Here is a 15,729-nt window from a genome sequence, read left to right on the forward strand (position 1 = left end):
GAGCGCTCTGCGGCTCCGTTCAGCGGTTCGCCTCGACGGCGATGAAGGCGGCGGCGACCGCCCGCTCCTCGGAGAGGAGGACGTTGTAGGTCCGGACTGCCGCGCCCGTGCTCATGAGCTCCGGCCAGAGGCCGGCCGCGCGGAGCGCCGAAGTGGCCGGGCCGGGAAGCGGGCGCCGCGTCTCCCCCGTTCCGACCAGCAGGACCTCGATCCCGCCGGCCTCGTCGAGGATGCGGGCGAGCGATTGCGGCGTGATCTCCTCGACCGAGGCGACCGCCCAGGATTCGATCCCGCTCGGCAGCGCGAGCAGCGACCCGCGATGGGACATGTCGGCGAAGCGGAACCCGCCATTGCCGTAGGAATCGATCGGCGCGCGTCCGGGATAGCGGGCAGGCTCGATGAGGAAGCCGCCGCCGGACATGGGTCATGCCTTGGCGGGTGCGGAATCCGGCGTCTGGGCGGCCGCCGGCCGGAGATTGAAATAGATGAGGATCGGCCCGCCGATGAAGATCGAGGAATAGGTGCCGATGAAGACGCCCCAGATCATCGCCGCCGTGAAGGAACGGATCACCTCGCCGCCGAAAAAGAACAGCGCGAAGAGCGCGATCAGCGTCGTGAGCGAGGTGAGGACGGTGCGCGAGAGCGTCTGGTTGGTGGCGACGTCGATCACCTCCGTGATCGACATCTGCTTGTAGCGGCGGAGGATCTCCCGGATCCGGTCGAACACGACGACGGTGTCGTTCAGCGAATAGCCGACGATCGTCAGGATCGCCGCAATGCTCGAGAGGTTGAAATCGAGCTGGACGATTGCGAAGAAGCCGATCGTCAGCACGACGTCGTGGACGAGCGTCGCGATCGCGCCGATGGCGAACTGCCACTCGAACCGGAACCAGATGTAGAGGAGCACGCCGACCATCGTCGTGAGGACCGAGATCGTGCCGGTCCAGGCGAGGTCGCCCGCCACCCTGGGCCCGACCACCTCGACGCGCCGATAGGTGTAGTCCTCGGCGCCGAGCGTCTGCTGCACCTTCGTGACCGCCGCCTGCTGGGCCGCGTCGCCGCCCGGCTGCGTGGCGATGCGGATCAGCACGTCGTTCGGCGTGCCGAAGCCCTGGACCTCGACATCGCCGAGACCGAGGCTCTCCAGCGTCTGGCGAATGCCGCCGAGATCGGCCTCGGCCGTCTTGGTCTGCACCTCGATCAGCGTGCCGCCCTTGAAGTCGATGCCGAGATTGAGCCCGACGGCGAAGAAGAGGACGAGCGAAACGGCCATCGCCGCCAGCGAGAGCGGGAAGCCGATCCGCGCAAGCCGCATGAACGGGATGCGCGTCTCGTCGGGAATGAAGCGGATCGGCATTGCGACCTCAGAGCGGAACGGCCTTCGGACGGCGCGATCGTACCCAGATGGCGACGATCAGGCGCGTCAGGAGATAGGCCGTAAACATCGTTGTCAGGATGCCGATCGCAAGGGTCACGGCGAAGCCCCGGATCGGTCCTGATCCGAGGGCGAACAGCGCGAGGGCGGCGATCAGCGTGGTGATGTTGGAATCGAGGATGGTGGCGAAGGCGCGGCTGAAGCCCGCCTCGATGGCGCTGATGGTCGAGCGCCCGAGCCGGGCCTCCTCCCTGATGCGCTCGTAGATCAGGACGTTCGAATCGACCGCCATGCCCATCGTGAGCACGATGCCGGCGATCCCCGGCAGCGTGAGCGTCGCGCCGAGCGCGGTCAGGGATCCGAAGAGCAGGATCACGTTCGCCACGAGCGCAATGACCGCGAAGACCCCGAGAAGGCCGTAGGCCACCACCATGAAGACGACGACGCCGGCGGATCCGATCACGGCGGCGATCTCTCCGGCCGCGATCGAATCGCGGCCGAGGCTCGGGCCGACGGTCCGCTCCTCCACGATCGTGAGATCGGCGGGAAGCGCGCCGGCGCGCAGGAGCACCGAAAGGTTCTGTGCGCTCTCGACCGTGAAGTTCCCCTCGATCTGGCCGGTGCCGCCGAGGATCGGCGAGCGGATGACGGGTGCGGTTATGACCTTCTCGTCGAGCACGACCGCGAAGCGGCGTCCGACATTCTGCTGCGTCAGATCGCCGAAGACGGTCGCGCCCCGCGTGTTGAAGCGGAACGTGACGATCGGCTGGTGCGTCTGCTGGTCGAAGCCCGGCTGCGCATCGACGAGGTCGTCGCCGGAAAGGCGGGCCCTGCTCTCGATGAGGACGGGACCGTCCCCCGCATTGAGCGGCTGCGCGATCTCGCAGCCCGGCGGCGGGCGCGTCTGCAGCGCGTCGGTGATGTTCCCTTCCGGACATTCCAGGTGGAAGGTCATCCGGGCCGTCTGGCCCAGCACCTCCTTGAGCCGGCTAGTATCCTCGAGCCCCGGCACCTGGACCAGGATGCGATCCTCGCCCTCGCGCTGGATCGTCGGTTCCGTCGTGCCGAGCGCGTTGAGCCGGCGCCCGAGGACGCTCAGGCTCTGCTCGACGGCGGAGCGGACCCGCGCCTCGATACCGTCATCGGTGAGGCTTAGGCGGATCTGCTCGCCCTCGCGCGCGATCGACACTTCCGAGACCGTGGCGCCCCCGAATAGCCCGCCCGGAATCGGCGCAGCCAGCGGGTTCAGCGCCGTCACCGCCCGGTCGCCGTCGGCCGCGTCGCGAAGGGTGAAGGAGACGGTTCGGTCGCGCGCGGCGAGGCTCCGATAGCCGATCCGCGCGTCGCGGAGCGTCTGGCGGACATCGCTCGTCAGCGTTTCGAGCCGGTCCTTGATCAGGCTGTCGCGCTCGACCTCGAGGAGGAGGTGCGCTCCGCCTCTCAGATCGAGGCCGAGGACGATCTGCCGGTTCGGGAGCCATGACGGCCAGTTGGCGACGCTGCTCGCCGGAAAGAGGTTCGGCAGGGCCGCGATCGCCCCGGCCAGGACGACGGCTAGAATCAGCGCGATTTTCCAGCGTTGGAAATAAAGCATGGAAGCGTGCCGGCCTCAGGAATTGGCGGGCGTGGTGACCGGCTCCGCCTTCGCCCGGACTTCGTAGACGAGGCTGCGGAGCGCACGCACCTTCACGCCTTCCGCGATCTGCACCTCGAGTTCGCTGTCGTCGACGACCTTCGTCACCTTTCCGACGAGCCCGCCGCCCGTCACGATGGTGTCGCCCCGCCTGATGGCCTTCAGCATCTCCTCGCGCCGGCGGACCTGCTGCCGCTGCGGGCGCAGGATCAGGAAGTACATGATGACGAAAATCAGGATGAACGGCAGAAGCGAGACGAGCAGATCGCCTCCGCCAGATCCGCCGAATCCCTGCGCGAAGGCCGGGGTTGCCCACATGATGGAGACTGATCCTTCTCAAGGCGCGGCCGGGGGGCCGCGAAATCGGCGCGGACTATAGCCGCCGGGCAAGCCAATGCAACGGCCGGCGCGCCGAACGGTCCGGCCGCCGCCATTTGCCCCATGCTGCCCGCATGCTATCCGGCCGCCTGCTTCGATGGGAGAGAATCTTGCAAACGAGCACTGCAGACCTGGCGCCGCTGCTCGGCCGCATAGCCGACGCGCTGGAGCGGCTGGCGCCGCCTCCGCCCCGCGACCCCGAGCTTTCCGCCGACGCCTTCGTCTGGCATCCCGTTCCGCCGCGCCTGGAACCCGTGCCGGAGGTGAACCGGGTCGCCCTCCCCCTCCTTCAGGGCATCGACCGCTCGCGCGATACGCTGCTGGAGAACACGCGGCGCTTCGCGCATGCGCTGCCGGCCAACAATGCGCTCCTCTGGGGCGCGCGCGGCATGGGCAAGAGCTCGCTGGTGAAGGCGGCGCATGCCACGGTGGCTGCCGAGCTTCCGCCGGACGCTCCGGCCCTGAAGCTCGTCGAGATCCATCGCGAGGACATCGAATCGCTCCCCGACCTGATGGCGATCCTGCGCGGCAGGCAGGAGCGCTTCATCCTCTTCTGCGACGATCTCTCGTTCGATGCCGACGACACGTCCTACAAGTCGCTGAAGGCGGCGCTCGAAGGCGGGCTCGAGGGCCGGCCCGGAAACGTGATCTTCTACGCGACGTCCAACCGCCGCCACCTGCTGCCGCGGGACATGATCGAAAACGAGCGCTCGACGGCGATCAACCCCTCCGAGGCCGTCCAGGAAAAGGTCTCGCTCTCGGACCGGTTCGGCCTGTGGCTCGGCTTCCACAATTGCAGCCAGGAGCAATATCTCGCGATGGTGCGCGGCTACGTCGCGCATTTCGGCATTCCGGCCGAGGAGGAGGAATGGCAGCCGCAGGCGCTCGAATGGGCGACGACCCGCGGCAGCCGCTCGGGCCGGGTCGCCTGGCAGTTCATCCAGGAACTGGCCGGCCGGAAGGGCATCCGGCTCGGCTGAACGCCTGGCCTCAGAGGTCCGAGAGCTGCGACACCGGATCGATCGGCGTCGCCCCCTTCCTCAGCTCGAAATGGAGCTGCGGCGTGGTCACGGAGCCGCTCATGCCGGAGAGCGCGATGATCTCGCCGCGGCGGACCGCCTCGCCCTTCTTCACCTTCAGCTCCTTGTTGTGAGCATAGGCGGTGACGTAGCCGTTCGAATGCCGGACGAGCACGAGCTTGCCGTAGCTCTTCAGCTCGTCGCCGGCATAGATCACCTCGCCGTCCTCGGCCGCCTTCACGCTGGTGCCCTCCGGCACAGCGAGGTTGATGCCCTCGTTCCGTTCGCCGTTCGGCCGCTTGCCGAAGCCCGCGATGATGCGGCCGCGCACCGGCCAGCGGAAACCGGGATTGGATGCCTCGGGCTGGGCCGCCGTCGCGGCCTGCGGCGAGGGCGCCTGCGGCGTGAGCGCCGCCTGCTGGGTGTGTGGCGCAGGCTGGAGCGGCTGCGAACCGGAGGCCTGCACGGGCGCCGGCGCCGGCGCGCCGATCCGCGGCTGCGCTTCGGCGGGTATCATGCGCGGGTCGGCGCTGGCGACCTGGACGCCGGCGGCCGAGCTTCCCGCCCGCGGGATGGCGAGCGTCTGTCCGACCTTCAGCGGCGCGCCCGAGAGACCGTTCGCGGCGCTGAGCTCGCTCACCGTGACGCCGTGCTGGCGCGCGATACCCCAGAGCGAATCGCCGGACTGGACCGTATAGGCGCCGGCCCCGGCCGATGCCGTCTGCGGCACCTGAAGCGCCCGCGCCTGCGCGGCGAGCGTCGTCGGCGGCGTGCCGCGCGGAACCGGCTCGCGCGGCGCAGCCTGGGCGGCCATATCGGTCGTGTGCGGCACCGGGGCGGGAGCAGGCGCCGGGGGCGCCGCGACCTGCTCCACCCGTCCGACGGGCTCAGGCAGTCCGCTGGCCGCGTAGGGCTTCGGCGGGGTATACGGCTTGGGTGCGGAGGCGACGGCTTGCTGCGGCGCCGGCGCGGCATAGGACGGCGCCGTCCCGCTCTGCCCGCCGTAGCCGCCGGCGGACGCGTAAGGCGTGCTCCCCTGGCCGCCTGCCGGCGGCGGCAGGTTCTGGCTGTAGACCGTGCCGGATGGCGCGGACGAATAGACCGGCCCGGCGCTCGGCGCGGCGTAGGCCGGCGGCGTGTAGGCGTCGGACTGCTGCGCCAGTATCTGCTGCTGGTTGGGGGTCGAGCCGGTGAAGATCGGCTCGCTGAGGCGAATCGCGTTCGCGCTGCAAGCCGCCCCGAGGCCGGAGAGCAGCGCGACGGCGCTCAGTCGGCCGAGAAGGCGAGCCCGCGCGGAACGGCTCGTTGCGGTCGGGAGATTGGACATCGGCGAGACTCACGCACCTGCTGATGCCCTGAGTACAAAACATTAAGGTTGAAAACGGGTTAAAGATTGTGCGCGATGCCGGTCTCCGGCGGCTGGAAGCGCGCCGGCCCGAGATCGCGCGTTTCCACCCTGTCGCCGCTGCGCTGGAACAGCGTCAGACGCTGCGGGCCTCCCGCCGGGCCGATCGGCGCGACCAGGATTCCGGTCTCGCTCAGCTGGCCGATGAGCTTGGTGGGAGCGCCGCCAAAGGCGACGTTGACGGCGATCCGGTCGAACGGAGCCTGCCGGGGCCAGCCGAGCATGCCGTCGGCGACGATCGCCGTCACGTTCGAGATGCGCAGGCGCAGCCAGCGCTCCTCCGCCGCCTTGACGAGCGTACGATAGCGTTCGATCGTCGTCACCCGGCGCGCGAGCCGCGACAGGATCGCGGCCTGGTAGCCTGACCCGGTGCCGATCTCGAGCACGGAATGGCGGTCGCCGACCTCGAGCGCAGAGACGACGGCCGCGACCACGGAGGGCGGGCTGATCGTCTGCCCGCAGGCGACCGGAATGCTCCGGTCGTCATAGGCCCGCTCACGATAGGTCTCGTCCACGAAGAATGCGCGCGGGATCGTCTCGATCGCCTTCAGGAGGCGCCGATCCGAGATGCCCATCCCCCTCAGCCCGAGGATGAGCGTCGCCATGCGGATGCGCTCCTCCTCGTCGGCGGAGGCTGTGTCGGGCGAAGTCATGCAGCGGAGAATGCGGGAGCCGGGCCGCCGACGCAATTCAAGAGAAGACGCCCGCGAGCTTCCCGAGCGCCGGCTCGTCGGTGAGATTGAGCGAAAGCGGCGTCACCGAGACCTGCCGGTTGGCGAGGGCGGCGAGGTCGGTCCCTTCCTCCGGATCCATCTTCGCGCGCTGGAAGCCGATCCAGTAATAGGGGTGCCCGCGGCCGTCGGCGCGCTTGTCCACCTTCAGCCAGTCCGGCACGCGCCGTCCCTGCCGGGTGACGACGACGCCGTTCACCTCCGAGGGCTCGCAGTTCGGGAAGTTGATGTTGTAGAGCACGTCGCCGCCGAAGCCCTGCGCGATGAGCGTGCTCAGGATCTCGGGCGCGTACGCCTCGGCGGTCTCCCACTTCGGGTCGCCGATGCTCTGGTAGCCATAGGCCTGCGACAGCGCCACCGACGGGATGCCGAGGAGCGTCCCCTCCATCGCGCCCGCGACCGTCCCCGAATAGGTCACGTCGTCGGCCATGTTCTGGCCGCGATTGACCCCGGAGATCACGAGGTCCGGCTTCTCCCCGATCACCACCTTGAGCGCCATGATGACGCAGTCGGTCGGGGTGCCGCGCACGGCATAGCGCTTCTCGCCGGCCTGGCGGAGCCGGACCGGATCGCTGATCGAGAGCGCATGCGCGACGCCCGACTGGTCGTATTCCGGCGCCACCACCCAGACATCGCCCGACAGGCGGCGCGCGATCCGCTCCGCCACTTCCAGGCCCGGCGCGTGGATGCCGTCATCGTTGGTGACGAGGATGCGCATCGTCAGCCGATCCGCTCCAGCCCGCCCATATAGGGCCTGAGGACGTCCGGCACCGTGATCGACCCGTCCTCGTTCTGGTAGGTCTCCATGACGGCGATGAGCGCACGGCCGACGGCGACGCCCGATCCGTTCAGCGTGTGGACGAGCCTTGGCTGCCTGCCGTCCGCGGGCCGGTAGCGCGCCTGCATGCGACGGGCCTGGAACTCGCCGCAGACGGAGCAGGACGAGATCTCGCGATAGGCCTTCTGGCCGGGCAGCCAGACCTCCAGGTCGTACGTCTTCTGTGCGGCGAAGCCCATGTCGCCGGTCGAGAGCACCATGGTCCGGAAGGCGAGGTCGAGCTGCTTCAGCACCTCCTCGGCGCAGGCCGTCATCCGCTCGTGCTCGGCGCGGCTCTCCTCCGGCCGCACGATCGACACGAGCTCGACCTTGTCGAACTGGTGCTGGCGCAGCATGCCCCGCGTGTCCCGCCCGGCGGAGCCCGCCTCCGAGCGGAAGCAGGGCGTGAGCGCGGTGACGCGGAAGGGAAGCGCCGAATCATCGAGGATCTGCTCGCGCACCAGGTTGGTGAGCGGCACTTCCGCGGTCGGGATGAGCCAGAAATCCTCCTTGAACGGCGCCCGCTCGAGCGTCCGCGCGACGAGCTCGTCGAGGTCGAGGCTTCCGCCCCTGAACGCGCAGAGATCGTCCTCGGCGGCATATCTCAGGGCGTCGTTCAGGAGTTCCGCCCGGGTGATCGTCCGGGTCGCCAGAAACTGGTCGTCGGCGAATTTCGGCAGCTGTGCCGTTCCGAACAGCGCCGCATCGCGCACGAGCACCGGCGGCTGGACCTCGAGATAGCCGTGTTCCCGGGTGTGGAGGTCGAGCATGAACTGGCCGAGCGCACGCTCCATCCGCGCAAGCGCGCCCTTGAGCACGACGAAGCGGGAGCCGGCGAGCCGCGCCGCGGCCTCGAAATCCATGAGGCCGAGGCGCTCGCCGAGCTCGAAATGCTCCCTGGCGAAGGGCGGCTCGCGGCGGTCGCCCCAGCGGCGGAGCTCGACATTGGCGCTCTCGTCAGGGCCGACCGGCACGTCGGGAAGCGGCATGTTCGGAAGCCCCGCAAGCCTGTCCTGCAGGGCCTTCTCCGCCGCCCTCTCCTCCTCCTCGCCGGAACGGATCGTCTCCTTCAGGCTCGCCACCTCGGCCATGAGCCTCGCCGCGCGGGCCTCGTCCTTCTGCGCCTTGGCCTGGCCGATTTCCTTCGAGGCGGCATTGCGGCGGCTCTGCGCGTCCTGAAGCCGCTGGATCACCGAGCGGCGCGTCTCGTCGAGCGCGATCAGCTCGGCCGCCGCCGCCGCCGCGCCGCGGCTTGCGAGCGCGCGATCGAGCTCGTCCGGATTCTCGCGAATCCACTTGATGTCCAGCATGGGAGGTGCGGCCCCCGGAATTTCAGGTGGCGGCGTCCGCTTCCTTGCGGGCGCTTGCGCGCCTGGCCTCGATCAAGCGGACCGCCTGGATGGAGAGTTCGTAGAGAAGGATGGTCGGCACGGCAAGGCTGACCTGACTGATCGGGTCGGGTGGCGTCAGGATGGCGGCGACGATGAAGGCGAACACGATGGCGTATTTCCGCTTCGCCTTCAGCGACTCGATCGTGACCACCCCCGCCCGCGCCAGGAGGGTCAGCACGACCGGGAGCTGGAACACCAGCCCGAAGGCGAAGATCAGCGTCATGATGAGGCTGAGATATTCGTTCACCTTCGGCAGGAGCTCGATCGAGGCCCTGCCCTCGCCGCCGGTCTGCTCCATCGACAGGAAGAAGGCGAGCGCGAGCGGCATGACGAGAAAATAGACGAGCGCCGCTCCCATCGCGAAGAGGATCGGGGTCGCGACCAGGAACGGCAGGAACGCCTGCCGCTCGTGCTTGTAGAGCCCCGGCGCGACGAACTTGTAGATCTGGTTCGCGATGACCGGGAAGGCGATGAAGAACGCCCCGAACAGCGCGAGCTTCAGCTGCGTGAAGAAATATTCCTGCGGCGCCGTGTAGATCAGCCTGACCTCGCGGCCGGGGCCCGCGGCCCGCTCGAACGGCACGACCAGGATGTTGAAGATCTGCTCGGCGAAGAAGAAGCAGACGATGAAGGCGATGAAGAGCGCAATCAGCGCGCGGATCAGGCGCTGCCGCAGCTCGATGAGATGATCGAGGAGCGGCGCCTTCGAGGCTTCGATGTCTTCCACGCTCATGCGGCGTCGCTTCCCGTCGCCGCGCGTGCCGGCTGGTCGCGCCGTGGCGCCTCCGGTTCCGAGGAAACGGGCTCCGCTGCGGCCTCCGCCCTCACCGAAGCCGCAGCGGTTTCCGCGCTCGCCGCCCCGGCGGTTTCGGCCGCGGCCGCGCCGGTCTTCGCCGGCGGCTCCTCACGCAGCATGTCCTTGGCGCTCCGGTCCACGTCGCGCAGCTTCTCGGTCCCGAGCGCAGCCGCGCTGGCGATCTCCTTGCGAAGATCCGCCAGGGGATTGAGCTTCGTGATCGACTCCACGCTCTGGCGCGCGTCCGCCAAGTCGGCCTCGCGCTCCGCCTCGCGCAAAGCGTCGTCGAACTGCCTGCGGAAGTCGTTCGCCGTCCTTCGAACCTGGCCCATGGTCTTGCCGAAGGCGCGCAGCATGCGCGGCAGGTCCTTCGGACCCACCACGACGACGGCGACCACGGCGATCACGAGGAGCTCGCTCCACCCGATGTCGAACATCGATCCGGTCCGCGGTTTCCCGCGTTCCCGTCAGCCGGCGTTGCTCTTCTTCTGGACCGGCTCGCCGACGATCGTGTCGCCGTGGCCGTGTTCGATCGTGCGCGTGTTGCCCTTGTCTTCCTGCTCGTCGTCGGCGAGGCCCTTCTTGAAGCTCTTGATGCCCTTCGCCATGTCGCTCATCAGGTCCGGAATCTTACCCCGGCCGAAGAGCAGGAGGACCACCACCAGAACGATGATCCAGTGCCAAATGCTGAGACTGCCCATTTCCGTCTCCAACTCCCACTTGCGCCCGTTCTAGTCCTCCCCACCGGCCGGCGCAACAAAACCGGGAGACGTCGTGCGATCAGGCGTCCGGGAACACCTTCACCTGCTGCGGTTCGACGCCGACCGCCACTTCCGATCCGACCGGAAAGCGCAGCCCGAAGCGTCCTCGCGCGGTGAGATAGCTATCGAGGCCCTCGACCGCCACCTCGATCTGATCGACCTCGCCCAGAAACCGGCGCGCGACCACCCGTCCTGCCCGTCCGCCGGACGCCTCTCCCGCCGCGGCGGCGATCCGGACGCCGTGCGGACGGATGGCCACGACGGCCCGCTCGCCTTCCGCGAGCCCGAGCGCCGGAAAGCGGCCGAGCGGGGTGTCGACCGCGCCGCCCCGGACTTCCGCGGGCACCTCGTTGAGCGAGCTGAAGAAGCGCGCGGCGAACAGGCTCGCCGGGGCCTCGTAGAGCTCCTCGGCCGTGCCGGTCTGCACGACGCGGCCCGCCCGCATCAGGACGATGCGGTCGCTCATGCGCATGGCCTCCTCCGGGTCGTGGGTGACGATGATCGCCGTCGCGCCGGTCTCCCGGAGCACGGCGAGCGTCTCCTCGCGCACGCTGTCGCGGAGCCTGGAGTCGAGGCCGGAGAACGGCTCGTCCATCAGGAGGATGCCCGGCCGCGGCACGACCGCGCGGGCGAGCGCCGCCCGCTGCTGCTCGCCGCCGGAAGCCTCGTGCGGATAGGCGCCGGCGAGCCGGTCGAGGCCGACGCGCCGGAGCGCCGCCAGCGCCTCCTCCTTCCGGGCCGCCCGATCGAGCGCCGTCAGCCCGAACATCACGTTCTCCAGGATCGTGAGGTGCGGGAAGAGTGCGTAGTCCTGGAACATCAGCCCGATCTGGCGCCGCTCGGGCGGCACGAAGATGCGCTCCGACGCGACCTCCCGCCCGTCGATGAGGACCCGCCCGGCACTCGGCACCTCCACGCCGGCGGCAAGGCGCAGGAGCGTCGTCTTGCCGCATCCGGAATGGCCGAGCAGGGAGACGACCTTGCCGGGGTCGACCTCGAGATCGACGCCATCGACGGCACGGTGCCCGCCATAGATGCGCGTCAATCCTTCGACCGTCAGGCGGGAGGCGATGGTCGCCGTCGCGCGCCGGCGGCGGCCGATCGAGGGGCTTGCTCTGTCGCTCATCCGGAAATCCCCGTGGACACTCTCAGCGCGGATGCGCCTCGCCGCCGTCGTCCGCCCCGAGATCGAGCGGATCCTCGTCTTCCGCAAGCGTCGCGCTGTCATCCGGTGTCGGCGCCGCCAGCCCGGGCGGCAGGATGCCCTCGAGCAGACCGGCTGCGCGGAGCTCCGCGAGCCCCGGCAGGTCGCCGATCGTCTCCAGGCCGAAATGATCGAGGAAGGCCGGCGTCGTCCCGAGCGTGACGGGGCGGCCCGGGCTCCGGCGGCGGCCCCGGAGGCGGACCCAGCCGGTCTCGAGCAGAACGTCCACCGTCCCGCTCGACGTGCTGACGCCCCGGATCTCCTCGATCTCCGCGCGCGTCACGGGCTGGTGGTAGGCGATGATGGCGAGCGTCTCGAGCGCGGCGCGCGAGAGCTTTCGCTCCTCGACCACATGATGCTGCAGGAGATGCGCCAGGTCGTCGGCGGTGCGGAACGCCCAGCGGTCCTCGATCCGGCGCAGGTTCACGCCGCGCCCGGCATAGGCGGCCTGGAGCTCGGCAAGGAGCGCGGGGAGGTCCGCATCCGCCGGCAGATGACGCGCGAGCTCGCGCTCCGGCACCGGCTCGGCCGACGCGAAGAGCAACGCCTCGAGAATGCGAAGGTGCAGCCGCTTCGTCTCGGAGGACAGGCTCCTGATGTTGCCGCCGACGCGTCCGGCGGAGCCCTCAGGCATTCCCGCCCCCGCTCCCGTCGGCTTCGGCCCGCTCGGCGCGGACCCGCAGGAAGAGCGGCGCGAACGGCACCGCCTGCGCGATCTCGACCCGCCCCTCCTTCGCCAGCTCGAGGCCGGCCGCGAGCGTGCTCGCGCGCGCGGTCGCCCGGAGGTCGGGACGGACCGCAAATTCGAGCAGGAAAGAGTCGAGCGCCTGCCAGTCCCGGCTCGTGCCGATCAGCCTCAGCAGCCGCTCGCGCGCATCCTGGAGCGTGAACACGGTCCGCCTGGGCAGCCGCACGAAGTTCGCAAGCTGTCGCTGCCGCTGCGCCGCATAGGCCTGCAGGAGCTCGTACTGCGTCGCCTGCCACCGCCACTGCCGGATCTCCGTCGGCCGCTCGGGCTCGCCGCGCGGGAATACCTCGCGCCCGAGCCGGTAGCGCGACACGAGCCGCGCGGCGGCATCGCGCATCGCCTCGAGCCGCCTCAGCCTGAAGGCCAGCGCGGCGGCAAGTTCCTCGCCCGAAGGTCCGTCGTCCGGCTCCGGGTCCTCCGGCAGGAGAAGCCGCGACTTCAGGAAGGCGAGCCACGCCGCCATCACCAGATAGTCCGCCGCCAGCTCGAGCTCGAGCCTCCGGCTCTCCGCGATGAAGGCGAGATATTGCTCGACGAGCGCGAGCACGGAGATCCGCGTCAGGTCGACCTTCTGCTCGCGTGCAAGCGTCAGGAGAAGGTCGAGCGGCCCCTCGTAGCCGTCGATGTCGACGATCAGCGCCGGGCGGTCCGGCTCCCCGGAATGGCGGTCGTCGGTCTGCCCGAACTCGCTCATGCCGCTTCGGCGCGGCCGAGGATCGCCGCAAGCCGCGCCTCGACGACGGCGCGGTCCACGCCCGGCGGCTTCACGAGCTGCGCCAGCGCCGCCTCGGTGCGCCTGAGGGCGTCGCCCGCGAGCTCGGGCACCGCCGCGGCGACCGCCTTCATCTCCTCCATCTCGCCATTGCAGTGGAGAACGAGGTCGCACCCCGCCGCCACGGCCCGCCGGGCACGCCCCGCCACCTGGCCCGAGAGCGCGCCCATCGAGATGTCGTCGGTCATCAGTGCCCCGTCGAAGCCGATCCTGCCGCGCACGATCTCCGCAATGACGCGCCGCGACAGCGTCGCCGGGTTGATCGGGTCGATCGCCGCGTAGACGACGTGGGCGGTCATCGCGAGCGGCATCTTCTTCGCCCAGATCCGGAACGGCACGAAATCCTGCCGCTCGAGCTCGGGCCGGCTCGCCTCGACGAGGGGCAGGCTCTTGTGGCTGTCGACCGCGGCGCGTCCATGTCCGGGCACGTGCTTCATCACCGGCAGCACGCCGGCGCTGAGGAGGCCGTCGGCCACCGCGCCGCCGAGCGTCGTCACCGTGTCGGGATCGGTGCCGTAGGCCCGGTCTCCGATCACCTCGTCGGCACCCTCGACGGGAATGTCGAGGACGGGCATGCAGTCGACGTTCACGCCGAGGGCCGCGAGATCGAGCCCGATCAGCTTGGCGCCGAGCCGCGCGGCCTCGACGCCGAGGACCGGATTGGCCGCGTAGACCTGCCCGTATGTCCGCGCCGGCGGATGCGCCCGCAGATGGGGCGGGCCGATCCGCTGGACCCGCCCGCCTTCCTGGTCGATCAGGATCGGAGCGGCCTCCCGCCCGAGCGCCCTTCGCACGCCGGCGCAGAGCGCCTTCACCTGGTTCGGACCCCGGATGTTGCGCGCGAACAGGATGACGCCCCAGGGCGCGGCGTCCGAGAGGAACGCCGCTTCGTCTTCGGTGAGCCTCGGGCCCGACAGGCCGCAGATGAAGGCCTTCATCGCCGCGCGACCGGTCGGTTCATCGCGTGACGAAGCAATTGCCGCCGGCCGCCTTGAGCTGCTCGCAAAGCTGGATCGCCTCGTCCCGGCTCGCCATCGGCCCGACCCTGACGCGGTAATAGGTGCCCTTGTCGGCGACGTCGGCCCGCTGGATGTCTGCCCTGTAGGAGCCGAGCACCGAGCCGTAGCGCGCCTTCAGCGCATCGAAGGAGGCCTGCGCCTGCTCGGCGCTGCGCTGCGAACTCACCTGGACGACATATCCGTCGGACGAGGACGCGGCCGCCGCAGCTTTGGCTGCGGCCGGCTTTGCGGCCTGGGTCGCGCCGGGATTCAGAAGATCGATCGGCCCGCTGCGCCCGCGGGTGGCGGCTTGCCCGACGCTTGCGACCTGGGTCGGACGCGTGGAGACGCGCGGGACTTCGCCCGGCCGCGGCCGGGGCACGGCACCAGCCTGCTCCTCCGTCCCCTCGGTCGCACCGCGGAGGTCCGCCGGCGCGGCCGTCGCGTTGCCGGCCGGCAGGGCTCCGGTCTCGGCTGGGGCGCCGGCGGTCGCCGGAGCCGCTCCCGTCGGGGCGGATCCGGCAACGCCTGCCGGAAGGGTCGCGGTGGGAGTTCCCGGCGCGCTCACATTCGAACCGGCCTTCGCCTGCTCCTCGGCGAGATTGACGTCGATCGTGCGCACCGGCATCGGCTGAAGCAGATTGCCGTTGTCGAGCGCCGCCACCTGCGTCCCCTCGATCGCCGGCGCGGCCGCGGCCTGCGTGGCGGCCGGCGAAGGCGCAGCGCTCTGCAGGATCGTCCCGTCCGGCTTCACGACGAAGGTGCGGACCTTGCGCGGCCCGATCGGATCGAAGGGCTCGGCGTCCGGCTGTTCGGGATCGAGCCCGGCGAGGCGCTCCTCGGACTTTCCGACCGTATCGTCCGCCTGGCTGGTCGGCGGAACGACCCGCGCGATCTCGCGCGGCTCCTCGACATTGTTGACGATCGTGTCTTCGGCCGGCTCCGGCCGGCCGGCCACGCGGTCGTAGACGGCCTGCCCGGGAGTCGAGGCCTGCTGCTGTTCGGCCGGTTTCTCCGGCTCGATCTTCACGGCCCCGGTCTCTGCCTTGATGATCGGCGGCGGCCCGGAGGGAGCCCTATCCGTGGCGCGCGGCCCGAGCTGGCTCGCGACGCCGGCGCCGATCACGACGAGGCCGAGCACGCCGGCCGCGACGAACAGGACCTTCCGCCGCCGCGACCGCGCCGGCGGCTCTCCGTAATCCGAATAGAATTCGTCGTCGGCCTCGGTCTCGAAATCCGGATCGTCGTCGCGATCGACCGCGAAGGCGAGCGGCCCGGTTCGCCCGGCGGCCGGCTCCGGAGCGAGATCGGCCGCCGTGTCCACGGCCGGTTCATTGGGATCTGCGAACGCAGAGCGGATGAGGTCGTCGGCCGCCTCCGGCAGCTCCGCCCGCCCCGACGGCCGGCCGATGCCGCCGCCGAGATCATCATGAATATCCGTGCGCACCGCCTCGACCGGCCAGGCCTCCTGGAGTGCCTGCTCGATCTGGTCCGACAGCGAATCGGAATGCTCGAACATCGGCCCGCGCAGTTCGGAGCGGGCATCGGAAGGCTCTGCCGCCGCGGCTGCGGCCAGGCCGGCGGGGCGCGCCGGCCCAACGGAGGGCTCGATCCGGTGCGGCCGGTCCTGGCCTGCGCGCTGCGGGCGCAGCTCGGCCGGATTGCCCGGCTGCAAACCCGCCGGACGCGGCGGCTGGGGCT

At 70.2% G+C, this 15,729-nt stretch carries 17 protein-coding genes; 1 reads left to right on the plus strand and 16 read right to left on the minus strand.

The genetic code is table 11. The features are described 5' to 3' along the window. Positions 1 to 19 precede the first annotated feature (19 nt). Genes E4O86_RS06490 through yajC form a run of 4 tightly spaced genes read right to left on the minus strand, consistent with a single transcriptional unit; the run spans position 20 to position 3,326 of the window. Entirely contained in the window at positions 20 to 421 is a 402-nt protein-coding gene (locus E4O86_RS06490) for an Mth938-like domain-containing protein (protein ID WP_161139708.1), read from the minus strand. A gap of 3 nt (positions 422 to 424) precedes the next feature. Then, a complete protein-coding gene (gene secF, locus E4O86_RS23495) occupies positions 425 to 1,357 on the minus strand; it encodes a protein translocase subunit SecF (RefSeq protein ID WP_246206249.1) in 933 nt (310 codons plus the stop codon). A gap of 7 nt (positions 1,358 to 1,364) precedes the next feature. After that, entirely contained in the window at positions 1,365 to 2,969 is a 1,605-nt protein-coding gene (secD, locus tag E4O86_RS23500; protein WP_246206250.1) for a protein translocase subunit SecD, read from the minus strand. A gap of 15 nt (positions 2,970 to 2,984) precedes the next feature. Continuing rightward, positions 2,985 to 3,326: a preprotein translocase subunit YajC gene (gene yajC, locus E4O86_RS06500; protein ID WP_161139709.1), complete on the minus strand. Its 342-nt coding sequence runs from the start codon at positions 3,324 to 3,326 to the stop codon at positions 2,985 to 2,987. A 170-nt stretch (positions 3,327 to 3,496) separates the two neighbouring features. On the opposite strand from yajC, the gene E4O86_RS06505 reads away from it, so the two are divergent. Next, a complete protein-coding gene (locus E4O86_RS06505) occupies positions 3,497 to 4,366 on the plus strand; it encodes an ATP-binding protein (protein WP_246206251.1) in 870 nt (289 codons plus the stop codon). A gap of 10 nt (positions 4,367 to 4,376) precedes the next feature. On the opposite strand, the gene E4O86_RS06510 is transcribed toward E4O86_RS06505, so the two are convergent. From E4O86_RS06510 to E4O86_RS06565, 12 genes are all read right to left on the minus strand, one after another. Next, the gene (locus E4O86_RS06510) at positions 4,377 to 5,732 is read right to left on the minus strand and encodes a peptidoglycan DD-metalloendopeptidase family protein (protein WP_161139711.1); all 1,356 of its coding nucleotides are present in this window, start codon (positions 5,730 to 5,732) and stop codon (positions 4,377 to 4,379) included. A 59-nt stretch (positions 5,733 to 5,791) separates the two neighbouring features. Continuing rightward, positions 5,792 to 6,463: a protein-L-isoaspartate(D-aspartate) O-methyltransferase gene (locus tag E4O86_RS06515; RefSeq protein WP_161139712.1), complete on the minus strand. Its 672-nt coding sequence runs from the start codon at positions 6,461 to 6,463 to the stop codon at positions 5,792 to 5,794. 37 nt (positions 6,464 to 6,500) lie between these two features. Next, positions 6,501 to 7,259 (minus strand): 5'/3'-nucleotidase SurE, encoded by a 759-nt coding sequence (surE, locus tag E4O86_RS06520; protein WP_161139713.1) that lies wholly within the window; start codon positions 7,257 to 7,259, stop codon positions 6,501 to 6,503. A 2-nt stretch (positions 7,260 to 7,261) separates the two neighbouring features. Next, positions 7,262 to 8,668: a serine--tRNA ligase gene (gene serS, locus E4O86_RS06525; RefSeq protein ID WP_161139714.1), complete on the minus strand. Its 1,407-nt coding sequence runs from the start codon at positions 8,666 to 8,668 to the stop codon at positions 7,262 to 7,264. A 22-nt stretch (positions 8,669 to 8,690) separates the two neighbouring features. Further along, a complete protein-coding gene (gene tatC, locus E4O86_RS06530; protein ID WP_161139715.1) occupies positions 8,691 to 9,482 on the minus strand; it encodes a twin-arginine translocase subunit TatC in 792 nt (263 codons plus the stop codon). Continuing rightward, a complete protein-coding gene (gene tatB, locus E4O86_RS06535) occupies positions 9,479 to 9,982 on the minus strand; it encodes a Sec-independent protein translocase protein TatB (protein ID WP_161139716.1) in 504 nt (167 codons plus the stop codon). Before tatB ends, tatC begins: the two co-directional genes overlap by 4 nt. A gap of 30 nt (positions 9,983 to 10,012) precedes the next feature. Beyond that, complete coding sequence (locus E4O86_RS06540) at positions 10,013 to 10,246, minus strand: twin-arginine translocase TatA/TatE family subunit (RefSeq protein ID WP_161139717.1); 234 nt, start codon at positions 10,244 to 10,246, stop codon at positions 10,013 to 10,015. 79 nt (positions 10,247 to 10,325) lie between these two features. Beyond that, positions 10,326 to 11,432, minus strand: coding sequence for an ABC transporter ATP-binding protein (locus tag E4O86_RS06545; RefSeq protein WP_161139718.1), 1,107 nt, complete (start codon positions 11,430 to 11,432; stop codon positions 10,326 to 10,328). 22 nt (positions 11,433 to 11,454) lie between these two features. Beyond that, positions 11,455 to 12,144, minus strand: a complete 690-nt coding sequence (scpB, locus tag E4O86_RS06550) for an SMC-Scp complex subunit ScpB (RefSeq protein WP_161139719.1) — start codon at positions 12,142 to 12,144, stop codon at positions 11,455 to 11,457. After that, positions 12,137 to 12,952, minus strand: coding sequence for a segregation and condensation protein A (locus tag E4O86_RS06555; RefSeq protein ID WP_161139720.1), 816 nt, complete (start codon positions 12,950 to 12,952; stop codon positions 12,137 to 12,139). The genes scpB and E4O86_RS06555 overlap by 8 nt, the downstream gene beginning before the upstream one ends. Further along, positions 12,949 to 13,968, minus strand: a complete 1,020-nt coding sequence (gene nagZ, locus E4O86_RS06560) for a beta-N-acetylhexosaminidase (RefSeq protein ID WP_161139721.1) — start codon at positions 13,966 to 13,968, stop codon at positions 12,949 to 12,951. The genes E4O86_RS06555 and nagZ overlap by 4 nt, the downstream gene beginning before the upstream one ends. Before the next feature lie 19 nt (positions 13,969 to 13,987). Then, positions 13,988 to 15,729: SPOR domain-containing protein (locus E4O86_RS06565; protein WP_205520739.1), on the minus strand; the 1,742-nt coding region annotated here is incomplete at its 5' end.

Source organism: Propylenella binzhouense, assembly GCF_009866965.1.
In the GTDB taxonomy this organism is placed as follows: Bacteria; Pseudomonadota; Alphaproteobacteria; order Rhizobiales; family Afifellaceae; genus Propylenella; species Propylenella binzhouense.